19 protein-coding genes are annotated in these 17167 nt (G+C 34.1%); 4 read left to right on the forward strand and 15 right to left on the reverse strand.

The window, feature by feature from the left end; genetic code table 11:
• Window positions 1-36: 36 nt before the first annotated feature.
• The 11 genes from dapB to ABWO08_RS08925 all read right to left on the reverse strand — a co-directional run bounded on the left by dapB (window position 37) and on the right by ABWO08_RS08925 (window position 10234).
• Window positions 37-741 carry a 4-hydroxy-tetrahydrodipicolinate reductase gene (gene dapB / locus ABWO08_RS08875; protein WP_353085283.1) on the reverse strand — a complete coding sequence of 235 codons (705 nt, stop codon included), beginning with the start codon at window positions 739-741 and terminating at the stop codon, window positions 37-39.
• 48 nt (window positions 742-789) lie between these two features.
• A complete protein-coding gene (locus ABWO08_RS08880) occupies window positions 790-1344 on the reverse strand; it encodes a DUF5683 domain-containing protein (protein WP_502902967.1) in 555 nt (184 codons plus the stop codon).
• Window positions 1344-2240 carry a ParB/RepB/Spo0J family partition protein gene (locus ABWO08_RS08885; RefSeq protein ID WP_353085285.1) on the reverse strand — a complete coding sequence of 299 codons (897 nt, stop codon included), beginning with the start codon at window positions 2238-2240 and terminating at the stop codon, window positions 1344-1346. Before ABWO08_RS08885 ends, ABWO08_RS08880 begins: the two co-directional genes overlap by 1 nt.
• A gap of 3 nt (window positions 2241-2243) precedes the next feature.
• Window positions 2244-3011, reverse strand: a complete 768-nt coding sequence (locus ABWO08_RS08890; RefSeq protein WP_353085286.1) for a ParA family protein — start codon at window positions 3009-3011, stop codon at window positions 2244-2246.
• Window positions 3012-3124: 113 nt separating this feature from the next.
• A complete protein-coding gene (locus ABWO08_RS08895; RefSeq protein WP_353085288.1) occupies window positions 3125-4006 on the reverse strand; it encodes an SDR family oxidoreductase in 882 nt (293 codons plus the stop codon).
• A 98-nt stretch (window positions 4007-4104) separates the two neighbouring features.
• Entirely contained in the window at window positions 4105-6234 is a 2130-nt protein-coding gene (gene scpA, locus ABWO08_RS08900; protein ID WP_353085290.1) for a methylmalonyl-CoA mutase, read from the reverse strand.
• A 1-nt stretch (window position 6235) separates the two neighbouring features.
• Window positions 6236-7603: a methylmalonyl-CoA mutase subunit beta gene (locus ABWO08_RS08905; protein WP_353085292.1), complete on the reverse strand. Its 1368-nt coding sequence runs from the start codon at window positions 7601-7603 to the stop codon at window positions 6236-6238.
• A 145-nt stretch (window positions 7604-7748) separates the two neighbouring features.
• Window positions 7749-8102: an FtsB family cell division protein gene (locus ABWO08_RS08910; RefSeq protein ID WP_353085294.1), complete on the reverse strand. Its 354-nt coding sequence runs from the start codon at window positions 8100-8102 to the stop codon at window positions 7749-7751.
• Between the two features lie 5 nt (window positions 8103-8107).
• Window positions 8108-8716, reverse strand: a complete 609-nt coding sequence (gene udk, locus ABWO08_RS08915) for a uridine kinase (RefSeq protein WP_353085295.1) — start codon at window positions 8714-8716, stop codon at window positions 8108-8110.
• A 76-nt stretch (window positions 8717-8792) separates the two neighbouring features.
• Window positions 8793-9557, reverse strand: a complete 765-nt coding sequence (locus ABWO08_RS08920; RefSeq protein ID WP_353085297.1) for a TIGR02757 family protein — start codon at window positions 9555-9557, stop codon at window positions 8793-8795.
• A 14-nt stretch (window positions 9558-9571) separates the two neighbouring features.
• A complete protein-coding gene (locus ABWO08_RS08925; RefSeq protein WP_353085298.1) occupies window positions 9572-10234 on the reverse strand; it encodes an ABC transporter ATP-binding protein in 663 nt (220 codons plus the stop codon).
• A gap of 207 nt (window positions 10235-10441) precedes the next feature.
• Here ABWO08_RS08925 and folE point away from each other — a divergent pair, with 207 nt between their 5' ends.
• A complete protein-coding gene (folE, locus tag ABWO08_RS08930) occupies window positions 10442-11059 on the forward strand; it encodes a GTP cyclohydrolase I FolE (RefSeq protein WP_353085313.1) in 618 nt (205 codons plus the stop codon).
• A gap of 12 nt (window positions 11060-11071) precedes the next feature.
• On the opposite strand, the gene ABWO08_RS08935 is transcribed toward folE, so the two are convergent.
• The 4 genes from ABWO08_RS08935 to ABWO08_RS08950 form a co-directional block, all read right to left on the reverse strand.
• Window positions 11072-11401 carry a DUF6787 family protein gene (locus tag ABWO08_RS08935; RefSeq protein ID WP_353085300.1) on the reverse strand — a complete coding sequence of 110 codons (330 nt, stop codon included), beginning with the start codon at window positions 11399-11401 and terminating at the stop codon, window positions 11072-11074.
• Window positions 11402-11522: 121 nt separating this feature from the next.
• On the reverse strand, window positions 11523-12473 hold the full coding sequence (locus ABWO08_RS08940; RefSeq protein WP_353085302.1) for a D-2-hydroxyacid dehydrogenase: 951 nt from the start codon (window positions 12471-12473) through the stop codon (window positions 11523-11525).
• Window positions 12474-12526: 53 nt separating this feature from the next.
• On the reverse strand, window positions 12527-13597 hold the full coding sequence (serC, locus tag ABWO08_RS08945) for a 3-phosphoserine/phosphohydroxythreonine transaminase (RefSeq protein ID WP_353085303.1): 1071 nt from the start codon (window positions 13595-13597) through the stop codon (window positions 12527-12529).
• Between the two features lie 142 nt (window positions 13598-13739).
• Entirely contained in the window at window positions 13740-14801 is a 1062-nt protein-coding gene (locus ABWO08_RS08950) for an acyl-CoA reductase (protein ID WP_353085305.1), read from the reverse strand.
• A 137-nt stretch (window positions 14802-14938) separates the two neighbouring features.
• Here ABWO08_RS08950 and ABWO08_RS08955 point away from each other — a divergent pair, with 137 nt between their 5' ends.
• From ABWO08_RS08955 to ABWO08_RS08965, 3 genes are all read left to right on the forward strand, one after another.
• Window positions 14939-15289: a 4Fe-4S dicluster domain-containing protein gene (locus ABWO08_RS08955; protein WP_353085307.1), complete on the forward strand. Its 351-nt coding sequence runs from the start codon at window positions 14939-14941 to the stop codon at window positions 15287-15289.
• A gap of 139 nt (window positions 15290-15428) precedes the next feature.
• On the forward strand, window positions 15429-16523 hold the full coding sequence (gene ychF, locus ABWO08_RS08960; RefSeq protein ID WP_353085309.1) for a redox-regulated ATPase YchF: 1095 nt from the start codon (window positions 15429-15431) through the stop codon (window positions 16521-16523).
• 31 nt (window positions 16524-16554) lie between these two features.
• On the forward strand, window positions 16555-17167 hold a 613-nt coding region (locus tag ABWO08_RS08965; protein WP_353085310.1), incomplete at its 3' end, for a methyltransferase family protein.

A 17167-nucleotide genomic window follows, 5' to 3' on the forward strand; every position in this document is an offset into this window, starting at 1 on the left:
AGATAGTTTTCGTAAACTTTAAATAAAATTATATAATTAATTTAATTCTAATACGTCTTTCATTGAGAATACTCCTTTTTTTCCAACCAGCCATTCGGCAGCAATAATAGATCCTAAAGCAAATCCGTCGCGGCTATGAGCTGTATGTTTAATTTCAATTGTATCTACTTCGGAATTGTAAAAAATACTATGAGTTCCAGGAACATTTTCTATTCGAAGTGCTTCAATTGAAATTTCATTTTCTTTTGGATTTGCATCCAATGTCCAATTGGTATAATTGGTGTTTTCTATTATTCCTTTTGCCAAACTAATTGCGGTTCCACTTGGGGCGTCTAGTTTTTGTGTGTGGTGAATTTCTTCCATAGAAGCTGAATAATTTTTGAATTTCGACATCATTTTTGCCAAATAAACATTCAGTTCAAAAAATAAATTTACACCCAAACTAAAATTGGATCCATAAATAAAACTTCCATTTTTTTGCTCACAAAGTGCCACCATATTAGAATATTCCTCTAACCAACCTGTTGTTCCAGAAACTACTGGAATTCCATTATTTAAACACTCTGAAATATTTGCAACAGCAGAAGAAGGCACACTAAAATCAATAGCAACATCCGCATTTTCAAGTCCGGCATAACTGGAGCTACTAGATTTTCTTAGCACAATTTCATGTCCGCGTTCTAAAGCAATTCCTTCAATTACTTTTCCCATTTTGCCGTATCCTAAAAGCGCTATTTTCATTTGAGATTAGTAGGGTTTTGAATTTATTTGTTACAAATTAAGAAAACTTTATAATTTTAAAGTCAAGCTAATTCCTAAATTTTGATTTGCAGAAAATTCATTTCTATAAAAATCGGGCTTAATTGTAAGGTTGTCATTCACATTAAATTGCATTAAATGAGCGTCAACATTGGCGTCAACAATATTTAATATATAAAACAAACCAGTAAGTAAGGCAGATAGATCTCTGTTGTTTTGGTAAAATTTTTGAGCTGCAATTAATCGAGAATTATCAAGATAAGTAAATTCATCATCATTGAAACCTTCTAATCTTCGCTTGTAAGCATCTCTATAAGCATGGTATTTATTGTTGTTGCTTATGTAAAAATAGATGGTCGTTCCAAGCGCTCCATAAACCAAAGGAACTTTCCAATATTTCTTATTGTAAATTTGCCCAAGACCTGGTAAAACAGCCGAATAAAATGCTGCTTTTGAAGGCGCTAGCATATTTATTCCACTTTTTTTTATGGTATCTTTTACACGGATTTCGGGTTCCATTTCGGTTTGTGCCGATAGGGTAAAGTTTCCTAAAAAGAAAAGTAGTATGTAGAAATAGCGAATCACTAACCGTTGATTAGTTTAAGAATTCTATTAAAATCCTCTTCAGAATGAAACGGAATGGCAATTTTACCTTTCCCATTTCCTGCAACTTTCACATCAATTTTAGCTCCAAAAAAGCTAGTAATTGCTTTCTTTTGAGTGTCTGAAATTACAAATGAAGTATTCGGTTTCGCTTTGGCTACCGGTTTTTGTCCGTCTTGGTATTTTTTTACCAATGCTTCGGTGTCACGTACCGATAGGTTTTGACTCACAATTTTTTGGTAAATGTCTGTTTGAACATTTTGATCTTCAATTGTAATCATGGCACGACCATGACCCATACTGATGAATCCATCACGAATACCAGTTTGAATAATCGGATCTAATTTTAATAAACGCAAATAATTAGCAATTGTAGAACGTTTTTTACCAACTCGTTCGCTCATTTGTTCTTGAGTTAATTGAATTTCATCAATTAATCGTTGATAGGAAAGTGCAATTTCAATTGGATCTAAATCATGACGTTGAATGTTTTCAACCAATGCCATAACCAAAGATTCGTTATCATTTGCAATTCTAATATAAGCGGGAACCGTTTGCAATCCAACTAATTTAGAAGCTCTTAAACGACGCTCTCCTGATATTAATTGGTATTTATTAAAAGCTAATTTTCTAACGGTAATTGGCTGAATTAAGCCTAGTTCCTTAATAGAGGTCGCTAATTCTTTTATAGATTCTTCATTAAAATTTGTTCTAGGTTGAAATGGATTAATTTCAATTGAATCAATCTCCACTTCCAAAATATTTCCTACAACTTTATCTGCATTTTTATCCTCAACCGATTTAATATCGTTGTCTGGATCTTTTAATAAAGCGGATAAGCCGCGTCCTAATGCTTGTTTTTTTATTGCTTTTGCCATAAATTATATGCTGTTTTTTTGAATTACCTCTTCTGCAAGGCTAAGGTAATTACTAGCGCCTCTACTGGTTGCATCAAATGCAATGATGCTTTCTCCGTAACTTGGTGCTTCACTTAATTTTACATTTCGTTGGATAATGGTTTTGAAAACCATATCATTAAAATGCTTTTGAACTTCTTCTACAACTTGGTTAGATAAACGTAATCTGGTATCATACATAGTTAGTAATAATCCTTCAATATCTAATTCAGCATTGTGAATTTTTTGAACACTTTTAATAGTATTTAATAATTTCCCTAATCCTTCAAGTGCGAAATACTCGCATTGAATAGGAATAATTACACTATCAGCAGCAGTTAATGCATTAAGAGTTAGTAATCCTAAAGAAGGAGCACAGTCAATTAAAATATAATCATATTCGTCTTTAATACTTGCCAACGCTTGTTTCAACATGTATTCTCTATTTTCCTTGTCTACCAATTCAATTTCGATGGCAACAAGATCAATATGAGCAGGAATAACATCTACATTAGGAGAAGTCGATTTTACAATGGCCTCTTGTGGTGTATTACTATGTTCTAAAATTTGATAGGTTCCAATTTCAACATTTTCAACTTCAATACCCAATCCCGAACTCGCATTTGCTTGTGGATCAGCATCAATTAGTAACACTTTTTTTTCTAACACACCAAGGGATGCGGCTAAATTAACCGAAGTTGTAGTTTTTCCGACACCACCTTTTTGGTTGGCAATTGCAATGATTTTACCCATTTATTTATTCAAATTTTGAATCGTAAAAATACAATTAATTATGGTTTATAAAAGTGTTATTTGTTAACATTAGTGTAAAGTTTTGAACCTGAAACCTTCAGGTCAAAAAATAATTATTTACTGCCTTTGCTTTTAATCATTGCCTCAAGCATATCCCACATTTCTGCCGGGATTTTCTCCAAAATATTAAATTGTCCGGCACCTTGCAACCATTCGCCACCATCAATAGTAATAACTTCTCCATTAATGTAAGCAGAAAAATCAGAAACTAAATAAGCCGCAAGATTGGCTAACTCCTGATGGTTTCCAACACGTCGCAAAGGGACTTTTTTTGACATGTCAAATTTATCCGCTATGTCTCCAGGTAGTAAGCGCTCCCATGCACCTTTAGTAGGAAACGGTCCTGGTGCAATGGCATTCATGCGAATACCATATTTTGCCCATTCTACAGCCAAACTCCTTGTCATTGCTAATACTCCTGCCTTGGCAGTAGCACTCGGAACCACATATCCAGAACCGGTCCAAGCATAAGTAGTTACTATATTTAAAACATTGCAATTGGTTTGTTTTTGAGCAATCCAATGTTTTCCAAAAGCTAAAGTGCAATTTTTAGAACCTTTTAATACAATATCTATAATGGTATCAAAAGCATTTGCCGAAAGGCGTTCAGTCGGGGAAATAAAATTTCCAGCTGCATTATTTAATAAAATATCTACTTTTCCGAAAGCTTTTAATACTTCCGCGAGCATATTTTCTACTTGGTCGTAATGGCGAACATCACATTGCAACGGCAAACATTTTCCGCTTTTTGCAGTTTCTAATTCTGATGCAGTTGATTTTAATTTGTCAAGATCTCGAGAAGTAATGGCTACATTGGCTCCCAATTCTAGAAAGTATTTTGTCATGGCTTTACCCAATCCACTTCCACCACCAGTTACTACAATTACTTTGCCTTTAAGGGCATCATCGCGAAGCATTTTTGCTGAAAAATCCATATTTCGTATTATTTGTTTTTCAAATATAATGAAAAAAGCACCAACTTATTGTTAGTGCTTTTATAATTTATTAAGGTTATTTTATTCGAATATTGGAATTAATCCTTCAATAAAACTTCTAAAATACTTATTGCAGCTTCGCTAATTTTTGTACCAGGACCAAAAACGGCAACGGCACCTGCATCAAATAGAAACTGATAATCTTGCGCCGGAATTACACCACCTACAATGACCATAATATCTTCGCGACCGTATTTTTTTAGTTCTTCAATCACTTGAGGAACAAGAGTTTTATGTCCAGCAGCTAAGGAAGATACACCAAGAATGTGTACATCGTTTTCAACGGCTTGTTTCGCAGCTTCTGCAGGAGTTTGAAACAACGGACCAATATCCACATCAAATCCTACATCAGCATAACCGGTTGCCACAACTTTGGCTCCACGATCGTGACCGTCTTGCCCCATTTTGGCAATCATAATTCTTGGGCGACGTCCTTCTTTTTTAGCGAAGGCATCGGCTAATTGTTTTGCTTTTTCAAAGCTTTCGTCGTTTTTTATTTCTTTACTATACACGCCACTAAAAGATCTAATTTGTGCTTTATATCTGCCAAAAACTTCCTCAAGAGCATCACTTATTTCTCCTAAAGTTGCTCTATATCTTGCAGCTTCCACGGCTAAAGATAATAAATTATCGTTAGAATTTTTTGCAGCTTCCGTTAATTTGGCCAAACATTCTTTTACTTTTTCTGAATTTCGAGTGGCTTTTATTTGTTGTAAACGCTCTATTTGTTGGTTGCGAACCATGTCATTATCTACATCCAAAATTTGTAGCGGATCCTCTTTTTCCAAACGGAATTTATTGATTCCAACAATAATATCTTGACTACTATCAATTCGCGCTTGTTTTCTAGCAGCGGCTTCTTCTATACGCAATTTAGGAATCCCCGATTCGATGGCTTTAGTCATGCCGCCTAATTCTTCAACTTCTTCAATTAAAGTCCATGCTTTGTCTGCAATTTCTTTGGTCAAAGTTTCAACATAGTAACTTCCTGCCCAAGGATCTACAGTTTTACAAATTTTGGTTTCTTCTTGTAAAAATATTTGGGTATTTCTAGCAATTCTTGCAGAGAAATCGGTTGGCAATGCAATTGCTTCATCCAATGCATTTGTATGAAGGGATTGGGTTCCCCCAAATGCGGCAGCGGCTGCTTCAATGCAAGTTCGAGCTACATTATTAAAGGGATCTTGTTCGGTTAAACTCCATCCCGATGTTTGGCAATGTGTTCGTAATGCCAGTGATTTTTCATCTTTTGGGTTGAATTGTTTTAGCAATTTTGCCCATAACATTCTACCGGCACGCATTTTGGCAATTTCCATAAAATGATTCATTCCAATTGCCCAGAAAAAGGACAGTCGCGGAGCAAATTCGTCAATTTTCATTCCGGTGGCCAAACCAGTTCGGATGTATTCTAATCCGTCGGCTAGGGTGTAAGCCAACTCAATATCTGCGGTAGCTCCAGCTTCTTGCATGTGGTAACCCGAAATAGAAATCGAATTAAATTTAGGCATGTTTTTGCTGGTATATTCAAATATATCCGCAATGATTTTCATAGAAGGAGTAGGCGGATAGATATAGGTATTTCGCACCATAAACTCTTTAAGAATGTCGTTTTGAATGGTTCCCGAAAGTAATTCGGGTGCTACACCTTGCTCTTCGGCAGCTACAATATAAAAGGCCATAATTGGTAAAACCGCACCGTTCATCGTCATAGAAACCGACATTTCGCCAAGTGGAATTTGGTCGAATAATATTTTCATATCCTCAACCGAATCGATGGCAACGCCCGCTTTTCCTACATCTCCAAAAACGCGTTCGTGATCCGAATCATAACCCCTATGCGTTGCTAAATCGAAAGCAACCGATAATCCTTTTTGTCCTGCGGCAAGGTTTCTTCTGTAAAAAGCATTGCTTTCTTCAGCAGTTGAAAATCCTGCATACTGCCGAATCGTCCAAGGGCGACGCACATACATGGTTGCATAAGGGCCTCTTAAATTTGGCGCAAAGCCAGCACCAAAACCAAGGTGTTCTAAATTAGAAATGTCTTCTTTAGTATAAGTTGACTTCACTTCAATTCCCTCCGCAGTTGTAAAATTATTAGCGATTGGAAATTGAGTTTCGGAAGATTTTTGGTTTCCGCTAATTGTAATATGTTGTATGTTTTTTCTCATGTTATGCTTCTTGAGATAAACGTTCTTGTTCTAATTTTTCAGCCAATCTTTTTTCAATAATTGGGGTGATCAACGTTTTTCTTGGATTTTGTTTTAAGAAAGGATACAATTCCAAGTCGTTTTTCATTCGGTCGTTTTTGTTAGGATATTTATTGGTTCCTAATAAAACTTCTTTGCCGCTATCAATTAAATCTTGTTCTTTTTGCGCGCTTTCGCTAATTTTTCTTTGGATAACTCCTTCTTTTAATAACGCTAAAAACCCACCTTTTTCTTCAATTTCTTTAAACAATAAAAGTGCTTTTTCGGCCAATTGTTCGGTTAGCGATTCTATATAATAAGCTCCATCTGCCGCGTTTTTTACTTTATCAAAAAAGCTTTCGTGTTTTAAAATCAACAACTGATTTCGTGCAATTCGATCTCCAAATTCATTGTCTTTATGGTACAACGCATCATAAGGTAAATTAGCCACTGCATTAGCTCCACCTAGAATAGCGCTCATGCACTCGGTAGTGGTGCGCAACATATTTACATTGTAATCGTAAATGGTTTTGTTACGTTTACTAGGCGTTGCAATAAGGTTACACTCAAAATCGTGTTGGTATTCTTTAGCCAATGTATTGAATAGAATACGCAAGGCACGAAGTTTTGCTATTTCAAAGAAATAGTTTGTTCCAACGGATACTTCAATTGAAATGGGTTGGTTTATGTTTGGAATTCTATTAAAATATTCATTTACATGCGCTAAAGTGTATGCCAATTGTTGCACAATCGTAGCGCCAGCATTTTGGTATAATCCACCATCTATTTTAATAACAGGAAAACTGGTATTGGATGTTATAGTTTGTAGGTTTTCAAAATCTTTTTCAAAAGAATCAAACCAATTTCCATCTTTAGCCAATTGCCCAATAGGATCTATTAGAATAACAAAATTGAATTTATTTTTGAGAGCATACTCTTGAATTGATGCACAATATTCTTTAGATAGAAAAGGTATATTCAAGTAATACGTTACATTTTCTTCGGGTAGATTATGCATTAATTCTTCAATTGCAATCGATTCATTTTCTAGAGTAAACCGAATAATTTCAGCACCTCTACTCAAAGTGTCTAATGCTCTTTGATTAGAGAGTTTAACATCATGAACAAAGATGTTTTGCACAATTGCAAAAGGTTTAAATAGAGTGTTATTTTCAATAGTTTTACCGTCCTCGTCATTATGGTAAAAAGGTTTAACTTTAATTCCCTCAGGGCTTTCCCAAACTAGGGTTTCGTTATAATCAGCTCCTTTTAATTCGTATTGAATTTGTTGTTTCCATTGCTTGGAACCAACGCTTTCAAATTCTGAAAAAAGTGTGTTTTTTGTTCTCAAAATTATTTTGCTTATTATTACTTCAAATTTAGGATAAAATAGCTATCAAAAATGAAATTATTTTGATTTTTTGTTAATTAGATATACACTTAATAAAATGTAATTCCTGAATGAGATAATTGCGAATCTTTGCAGAATAAAGTAGTTAACGCTTCGCTTTTTCTATACTATCTTTAATTTTGTCCTTTTCAAATTCAATAATATAGATGTCTTCGCTGTCGCGTTTCATGTAGTATTTTTCTCTTGCATACCGTTCGGTTTGCCCAGGGTTTTTAAGTTTTTTTATGCTTTGTTCGTCTTTAGCAATTTCCTCTTTGTAATAGGTTTTATTGTCCTCTAATTCGTCAATTTGCTTGTTTAAGATTCTTTGATCTAAATACGATTGGTTATCTAAAAAAACCATCCAAACGGTAAAAAATAAAAACACCAAAGTATACCTACTCCCTAAAAACTTTAGGAAAGGATACTGAAGCAATAAATTTTCATACCAATTTTTCATTTGAATTAAGTTAGTCGTTGGTTTATTACTGCACGAACTACATCAATGGCAACGGTATTGTATTTATCATTCGGAATGATAATATCGGCAAAGGCTTTAGTAGGTTCAATAAATTGTTGGTGCATAGGTTTCAATGTAGTTTGGTAGCGATTCAACACTTCTTCCATATCTCTTCCACGCTCTGCAATATCTCTTTTTAATCTTCGAATCAATCGTTCATCCGAATCGGCATGTACAAAAACTTTAATGTCAAACATCTCTCTAAGTTCTTGATTGGTAAGTATTAAAATACCCTCTACGATCATTACTTTTCTTGGATGAGTCGTAACGGTATCATCGGTTCTATTGTGGGTAACAAATGAATATACCGGTTGGTTAATTGTTTTTCCTTTTTTTAACTCCTTCAAATGCTGAACTAAAAGCTCAAAATCAATCGCTCTAGGATGGTCAAAATTGATGTTGCATCTTTCCTCATAAGACATGCCGTTGGTTTCCTTGTAATAGGAATCTTGAGAAATGATTCCAACTTCAGTTTCAGGAAGTTCGTTCATGATCTGTTGAACTACTGTAGTTTTTCCAGATCCTGTTCCGCCAGCAATTCCTATTATTAGCATATTTGAAGTGTTTAGGTTTGTACAAAAATAGAATAATAATTGGAAATTATGAATTTAAACTAATGATTTCTATTTATTAAAATTTTTCGAATACCCCCAATCCAAATAGAGCAAAATCATACTTAACGGGATCTTCAGGATCTAATATTCTAAGGTTTGCATCCAGTTCGGCAAGGGCTTTTCCGTCATTTTGAGTTCTTGTTAACAAACCCAATTTTCGGGCTACATTTCCCGAATGTACATCCAGCGGGCAACTTAATTTAGAAGGAGATATGTTTTTCCAAATTCCTAAATCAACTCCATTTGTATCTTGACGGCAATTCCAACGAAGCCACATGTTAATGCGTTTACTAGAGGAATTTTTGCTTGGATCAGAAACATGCTTTTCTGTACGAACAGAATGATCTAATTCGAAAAATATTTTTTTAAATTCACTTATTGCATTTTGCAAAGAATCCGGTTCTTGGTACTTGTTGAAAATTGCTTCCATTCCGCCATGGTTGGAATAAATGTTTTGAAGACTTTTTATGAAATAAATAAAATCGTGGCCGTTAAAGGTTCGGTGAACAAATTTCTCTAGTTTTTCAAGGTGGTGTTTTTCGTGGTTTTGAATAAAATCAAAAGGTGAGTTCCCTAATAAATCCATCATTTTATTAGAATTCTGAATGATCATTTTACGGTTTCCCCAAGCAATTGTAGCCGAAAGAAATCCAGCAATTTCAATATCTTCTTTTAAGGTATACCGATGCGGAATTTGAATAGGATCGCTTTCAATAAAATTAGGACGATTGTAAAGTGCTACTTTTTCGTCAAGAAATGATTTTAATTCTAATTTATTCATTGATACGAAAATTTCTAGCTGCTTATCAATCCATCAACCATAACCAGTTTTCTGTCGGCCATATTGGCAAGTTCTTCGTTGTGGGTAACAATTACAAAGGTCTGTCCAAATTCTTCTCTAAGTTTGAAGAACAATTGATGTAAATTTTCGGCAGAAGCCGTATCTAAATTCCCGGAAGGCTCATCGGCAAATATCACCAAAGGCTTGTTGATTAAAGCTCTAGCCACGGCAACACGTTGTTGTTCTCCGCCAGAAAGGGCATTGGGTTTGTGTTCCATCCTATGCGAAAGTCCTAAGTAATCTAGCAGTTTTTTGGCCTCTTTTTCAGTTTCCGATTTATCTTTTCCGGCTATGTAAGCTGGAATACAAACATTTTCTAGAGCAGTAAATTCAGGCAATAATTGGTGAAATTGAAATATAAATCCCAAATGATTATTCCTAAATTTTGATAACATTTTATCATTTTTATTCAGAATATCTTCTCCATTTATAAATAAGGAAGTTTCATTTTCAATTGATGGTTTATCTAATGTGCCTAAAATTTGTAAAAGTGTAGTTTTTCCTGCTCCCGAGGCACCAACAATTGAAACGATTTCTCCTTTCTTAATATGTAAATCCACACCTTTTAGTACTTGTAAACTATCGTAGTATTTTTGAATGTTATGGGCTTTAATCATGCTTCAATTTTTCACAAAGTAACAAAGTATTTTGATAATTATAACACATATAGATATTATTTATACCCCAATAATTATTTAATTTTTTATTTAATGTTGTTTTTTGTTTAATTATTATGTACATTTGTTAAACAAAATTTAAACTACATTTTTTTGAAAACAATATTAGATAAAGAGATTTACGATTTAATTGGAGACAATCACCAAATGACTTCTGCCGAAACACCATTACGCGCCGATGCATTTGCTAAATCGGATGCTGATAAAATGGCTGCAATTGAAAATCATTTCCATAGCATTATGGAAGAAATGGGATTGGATATGACTGATGATAGCCTTCAGGGTACACCTCACAGAGTTGCCAAAATGTTTATTCAAGAAATATTTTCGGGGTTGAATCCTGCAAATAAGCCTAAAATTTCTGTTTTTGATAACAGTTATCATTATGATAAAATGTTGGTTGAAGCCAATATTAGTTTTAATTCTACTTGCGAACATCATTTTTTACCTATAATAGGTAAGGCACATATTGGTTATGTTTCCAGCGGAAAAGTAATTGGTTTATCTAAATTAAATCGAATTGTAGATTATTATTCGCGTCGTCCTCAAGTGCAAGAGCGTTTGATTATGCAGATTTTTAACGAATTGAAAACCGTTTTAGAAACTGATAATGTAATTGTAGTTATGGAAGCAACACATCTTTGTGTTTCAAGCCGTGGTATCAAAGACGAATCGAGTTATACTTCAACGATTCAATATGGGGGAGTGTTTAACGAGAAAGAAAATCGAAATGACTTTTTTAGTTTGATAAATAAAGAAAAATAAAAATTAAAGGAACTATTTAGTTCCTTTTTTCTTTTCTAAGAAATCGACTATAAATCCAAGTTTAAGCATTTGAAGCATCTTCTTTTCAATTCTCCAGAAGAAGTCAAATTGCCCAAAAATAAATCCAATCGAAACCAATAAAATTTGATAGATTGGAAAAATGATTACAATATATAGCGGAATATAAAGTGCAAGGTGATGGGTGTCTTTTGAAATACCCAACCAGTTTAGAATAGGTTTAGACAACATTGCTGCGGTAGATCCAGTTAGGGCAAATACCAAAATAATGACAACTACTTGCCAATTATTTTTTAGATTCCAACGCTGTTTTAAATTTGCCATTCTTAACTAGATAGAGTACAAAATTACTTAATTATTATTCTATTTGTATTAATTGAACTATTTTAAATAAAAAAATCCAAATTGTGAAATTTGGATTTTAATGTAATGGGTTTAGGAAATATTATTTCAAAAGTCCTATTATTTGTTCTGCTAATTCGGTTCCGATTCGATCTTGTGCTTCCAAAGTTGCTGCCCCAATATGTGGAGTTAATGAAATTTTTGGATGCATTAAAATTTTAATCTCTGGAGTTGGTTCGTTTTCAAAAACATCCAATCCTGCAAATAAGACTTTATTGTTATCTAAAGCTTCAATTAAAGCTACTTCATTAATAACTCCGCCACGCGCACAGTTTACAATTCCTACATTGTCTTTCATTTGAGCCAATTCAGCTGCATCTATAACATAACCGTCTTGTGCAGGCACGTGTAATGTAATGAAATCAGAATGCTTGAATACATCCTCCAATGGTTCGGTGATAATGTCTACATTAATAAATTGGCCATTATAAAAATCAACTTTAATTTCGGCTTTACTTACAAATTTATCGGCAGCAATAACTTTCATTCCAAGTCCTAGTGCCATTTTAGCAACCGCTTGACCGATTCTTCCAAAACCAATAATTCCAATAGTTTTACCACGCAATTCTATTCCGTTTGCGTATGCTTTTTTCAATCCATCAAAATTGGAATCTCCTTCAAGAGGCATGTTTCTATTGGCATCGTGTAAGAAACGAACCCCCGAAAATAAATGTGCGAAAACCAATTCGGCAACGCTTTCTGAAGAAGATGCTGGTGTATTAATTACTTGCTTTCCGTTGGCACGCGCATATTCTACATCGATGTTATCCATTCCAACACCGCCACGGCCAATAACTTTTAAGCCAGGGCAAGCATCAATAATGTCTTTACGAACTTTGGTTGCACTTCTTACTAATAAAACGGTTACATCATTATTATTTATAAAATTGGCGACTTGTTCTTGTGCAACTTTAGTAGTGATTACTTCAAAACCTCCTTTTTCTAAAGCTTCAATTCCGCTTTTTGAAATTCCGTCGTTTGCTAATACTTTCATTTTTATTGTAATTGTGAGGGACGAGATATTCGAGCCTCTATTATATTAATAATTTAAATTTGTTTTTCTAGGGCTTGCATTACATCAACCAATGCTTGTACACTTTCTAGAGGCATTGCATTGTACATTGATGCGCGGTATCCACCAACAGAGCGGTGTCCTGGTAATCCAGAAATTCCAGCTTCTTTCCACATTTTGTCAAATATAGGAGCGTGGCTTTCGTCGTTCAATAAGAAAGTAGTATTCATGATACTTCTGTCTTCAACGGCAGCCGCACCTTTGAATAATGGATTTCTGTCGATTTCAGCATAAAGCAAAGCTGCTTTAGCCTCATTAATTTTTTCAATTGCAGCAATTCCTCCCAAGTTTTTCAACCATTGAAGCGTTAATAACGAAGCATATACCGGGAAAACAGGCGGTGTATTGTACATGCTTTCTGCTTTGATGTGTTTTTCGTAATCCAACATACTCGGAATGTATCTACCTGATTTTCCTAATATTTCTTCTTTCACAACCACCAAAGTTGTACCTGCAGGTCCCATATTTTTTTGCGCTCCCGCATAAATCAAATCAAATTTAGAGAAATCTAAAGTTCTAGAAAAAATATCCGAACTCATATCGCAAACCACAGGAACATTTGTTTCTGGAAACGATTTCATTTGGGTTCCAAAAATTGTGTTGTTGCTAGTGCAGTGAAAATAAGAAGCATCCGCAGGAATATTATATCCTTTTGGAATGTGGTTGTAATTTTCCTCTTTAGACGAAGCTACAATTACCGTTTCACCAAAATGTTTTGCTTCTTTAATGGCGTTGTTTGCCCATGTCCCTGAGTCTAAATAAGCCGCTTTTCCATCGGTTTGCATTAAATTATAAGGAACCATTAAAAACTCTAAACTAGCGCCTCCTGCTAAAAATAGTGCTTGGTATCCTTTACCTTCAAGTCCTAATAGTTCTAAAACTAAGGCTCTTGCTTCGTCCATAACGGCAACAAAATCTTTGCTTCTGTGCGATATTTCTAATAAAGATAAATCTGAATTATTGAAATTTAAAATAGCTTGCGCCGATTTTTCAAATACTTCTTGTGGTAAAATGCAAGGTCCTGCGCTGTAGTTGTGTTTTTTCATGGTAGTAGTTCCAAATTTTTAAAGTGCAAATTTCGGAAATACCAATCGGAATTGTAGTTATATTTTATCAAAAATCAGGGTATGTTATTAACGAAATCGTAATAGTTCATAACATATTATATCAATAATGTATTGGGTAAATTTAAGAAAGTTGCAATAAGAAATCTATGGTGTTGACATTGTCTGCATAGTCCCATAGTTTTGGTTTTTGGGTTTCCCCAAATGGGATGCTGTTTTCAAAATAATCCTTGCAAACAATACACTGAATTTGATCGGCATCAGCTTCAAGTCGATTTTTTAGTAATTCAATATCCTCATAATATTCATAAAACAAAGACGAAATGGGAGAGGAGTAACTGGTGTCTTCTTTTATGGTTAGAAACTCGTTATCCAATAATTTGAAATTACTCATTAAGAAGACCGCTTTATTGTAATCGTAATTATTAGCGTATTTTTCATAATAAATCACCTCTTTTTGCTTGTAAATGGCTTGAAAAAAGGCATCAAAATTGTAACCCTTTGGTACAAATAATTTAGAAACATTGCGGCATCCCAATCCAAAATACCTGAAAATATCTTCGCCTAAATTCTCTAAATCTTCCGCAGTTTCATTTCCTGTTAACACGGCAACGGAGTTTCTATTTTTTCGAATAATACTTGGTTTGTCTTTAAAATAATATTCAAAATAGCGCGACGTATTATTGCTTCCTGTAGCAATAACGGCATCAAAATGCTCCAATTTGTCATCGGTAAATGTAATGTAGTTTTTAATTTCTGGATTGATAGAAATCAAATAATTGGCTAAAAAAGGTAATAATTTTTGATCGTTTGACGAAGTTTTAACCTGTACTTTATGTCCGGAAATCACCACCGATAAAAAATCATGAAATCCAACCAACGGAATATTTCCAGCCAATATTAATCCAACCGTTTTAGGTTTTATATTGCTAAAATCATAGTTGGATAACCACTCGTTTAAATTAGCTTCTGTTAACGCTTCTGCCCAGGATTGTATTGCAAAATATACTTGTTCATGAGTAAACCAGCCATTGTGAGATTGTGATAATTCAATCAATTTTAGAAATTCATCATAAAACAAATCATTGTTTTTTACGGCAGCGTTTTTGGTAGATTTATCCAATGAAAATTGACTTAAAAACTCTCCTAAAGCAATAAAACACTTTTTTTTATCGATTTGTAACATTTGTGACTTGTATATGAATGGTTTTGATTGTAATTTTGCACAAAATTAAACAAAAGTATTGAGGATTTACGATTATGGATTTACGAATATTTTTTTAAATCCCAAATGGTAGTATCTCAATTCCTAAATATAATGTTATGGCTATTATAATTACAGACGAATGTATTAATTGCGGAGCTTGCGAGCCGGAATGTCCAAATACAGCTATTTACGAAGGAGCTGATGATTGGCGTTATAAAGATGGAACCAAGTTGAAAGGAAAAGTTATTTTACCAGACGGAACTGAAATTGATGCTGATGCAGCGCAAACTCCAATTTCTGATGATATTTATTATATTGTTCCAGGGAAATGTACCGAATGTAAAGGGTTTCACGAAGAGCCACAATGTGCTGCGGTTTGTCCAGTAGATTGTTGTGTTCCTGATGATAATCATGTGGAAAGCGAAGAAACCTTATTAAACAGACAATCGTTTTTACACAACGAATAGTTTTTATAAAATAGAAACGAATCCTGAAGCTGTCTTCGGGATTTTTTTTGCACTAATTATTATAATAGAATGTGTTTCAAAAACTTTTAAACTTTCAATTAATAGAAGTATATTTGCACACTTTTAAAACAAATTCATAATGAAAGCAGGAATTGTAGGCTTACCTAATGTAGGAAAATCAACTTTATTTAATTGTTTATCAAATGCAAAAGCGCAAAGTGCAAACTTTCCTTTTTGTACTATCGAACCAAATATTGGTGTGGTAAATGTACCCGATCCAAGAATTGTTCGTTTAGAAGAATTAGTTAAGCCAGAGCGTGTTCAAATGGCAACTGTAGATATCGTAGATATTGCAGGTTTGGTAAAAGGAGCAAGTAAAGGAGAAGGTTTAGGAAATCAATTCCTAGGAAACATTAGAGAATGTAATGCTATTATTCACGTTTTACGTTGTTTTGATAACGATAATATTGTGCACGTTGATGGTAATGTAAATCCAATACGCGATAAAGAAACCATCGATATTGAATTGCAATTAAAAGATTTGGAAACAGTTGAAAAACGTTTGGAAAAAACCAATCGTGCTGCCAAAACTGGAAATAAAGAAGCCCAAGCTGAAAAAGCATTGTTAGATAGAATTCGTGAGACTTTGATGGAAGCAAAATCGGCTCGTACGGTGGTTCCTCAAAATCAAGATGAGGTGGATATGATGGAAGAATTCCAATTAATCACCACAAAACCTGTTTTGTATGTTTGTAACGTAGACGAGGCTTCAGCTGTAAACGGAAACAAATATGTTGACCAAGTTCGTGAGTTAGTAAAAGATGAAAATGCAGAAGTGATTATTCTTTCAGTAGGAGCAGAAGCAGATATTACCGAATTAGAAAGCTACGAAGAGCGTCAAGTGTTTTTAGAAGACATGGGATTAACAGAGCCAGGTTCGGCTGTATTAATTCGTGCAGCGTATAAATTATTAAAATTGCAAACGTATTTTACGGCTGGTGTTAAAGAAGTTCGCGCTTGGACTATTAACATCGGAGATACAGCACCAAAAGCAGCAGGAGTTATCCATACCGATTTCGAAAAAGGATTCATCCGTGCTGAAGTGATTGCATTTGAAGATTTCTCTAACTTTGGTTCTGAAGCTAAAGTAAAAGAAGCTGGAAAGTTAAGAGTAGAAGGAAAAGAATACATTGTAAAAGATGGTGATGTAATGCACTTTAGATTTAATGTGTAATATCTAGTTTACTAATAAAATAAATTCAACTATGGCATTACAAGAAGAATTTGAAAAACAAGGACTTTGGCTCTTTAGATATAGAGGTGTTTTACCTATCATTATTTTGGTAATAGGTTTTGTACTTTTTATTCAAACAGAATTAAATCCTGATTCTTTTTTTCTGAAAAATTCACCATACGAGATTTATTTTGAGATGTTTTGTCTTGCAATTGGACTTTTTGGCTTATTCATTAGGATTTGCGTTATTGGGTTTACACCTAAAAACACATCGGGTAGAACTGTAAAAAATCAAGTGGCGGATACTTTGAATACAAAAGGAATGTATTCTTTAGTAAGACATCCTTTGTATGTGGGAAATTATTTCATGTGGCTTGGACCTGCAATTTTATCTGGAAATTTTTGGTTTGTTGTTGCATTTACCCTTTCCTATTGGGTATATTATGAGAGAATAATGTACGCAGAGGAGCAATTTTTAAGAAATAAATTCGGAAGTATTTATACCGATTGGTCTAATAAAGTACCAGCATTTGTCCCTGATTTTAAAAATTTCATAAAGGCTGATTTGTCCTTAAGTTGGAAAAAAGTAGTGCGAAAAGAGATTACAGGTATCTTTGTTTTATTTGCTATTTTCTTTGTTTTCG

This window comes from Flavobacterium sp., assembly GCF_040383245.1.
Lineage (GTDB): Bacteria > Bacteroidota > Bacteroidia > Flavobacteriales > Flavobacteriaceae > Flavobacterium.

Coding starts and splice junctions, on each gene's coding strand:
- ABWO08_RS08950 (WP_353085305.1), bottom strand. CDS start 14,801: ATGTTACAAATCGATAAAAAAAAGTGTTTTATTGCTTTAGGAGAGTTT.
- ABWO08_RS08920 (WP_353085297.1), bottom strand. CDS start 9,557: ATGAATAAATTAGAATTAAAATCATTTCTTGACGAAAAAGTAGCACTT.
- udk (WP_353085295.1), bottom strand. CDS start 8,716: ATGCTAATAATAGGAATTGCTGGCGGAACAGGATCTGGAAAAACTACA.
- folE (WP_353085313.1), top strand. CDS start 10,442: ATGACTTCTGCCGAAACACCATTACGCGCCGATGCATTTGCTAAATCG.
- dapB (WP_353085283.1), bottom strand. CDS start 741: ATGAAAATAGCGCTTTTAGGATACGGCAAAATGGGAAAAGTAATTGAA.
- serC (WP_353085303.1), bottom strand. CDS start 13,597: ATGAAAAAACACAACTACAGCGCAGGACCTTGCATTTTACCACAAGAA.
- ABWO08_RS08940 (WP_353085302.1), bottom strand. CDS start 12,473: ATGAAAGTATTAGCAAACGACGGAATTTCAAAAAGCGGAATTGAAGCT.
- ABWO08_RS08895 (WP_353085288.1), bottom strand. CDS start 4,006: ATGGATTTTTCAGCAAAAATGCTTCGCGATGATGCCCTTAAAGGCAAA.
- ABWO08_RS08885 (WP_353085285.1), bottom strand. CDS start 2,240: ATGGCAAAAGCAATAAAAAAACAAGCATTAGGACGCGGCTTATCCGCT.
- scpA (WP_353085290.1), bottom strand. CDS start 6,234: ATGAGAAAAAACATACAACATATTACAATTAGCGGAAACCAAAAATCT.
- ABWO08_RS08955 (WP_353085307.1), top strand. CDS start 14,939: ATGGCTATTATAATTACAGACGAATGTATTAATTGCGGAGCTTGCGAG.
- ABWO08_RS08925 (WP_353085298.1), bottom strand. CDS start 10,234: ATGATTAAAGCCCATAACATTCAAAAATACTACGATAGTTTACAAGTA.
- ABWO08_RS08910 (WP_353085294.1), bottom strand. CDS start 8,102: ATGAAAAATTGGTATGAAAATTTATTGCTTCAGTATCCTTTCCTAAAG.
- ABWO08_RS08890 (WP_353085286.1), bottom strand. CDS start 3,011: ATGGGTAAAATCATTGCAATTGCCAACCAAAAAGGTGGTGTCGGAAAA.
- ychF (WP_353085309.1), top strand. CDS start 15,429: ATGAAAGCAGGAATTGTAGGCTTACCTAATGTAGGAAAATCAACTTTA.
- ABWO08_RS08935 (WP_353085300.1), bottom strand. CDS start 11,401: ATGGCAAATTTAAAACAGCGTTGGAATCTAAAAAATAATTGGCAAGTA.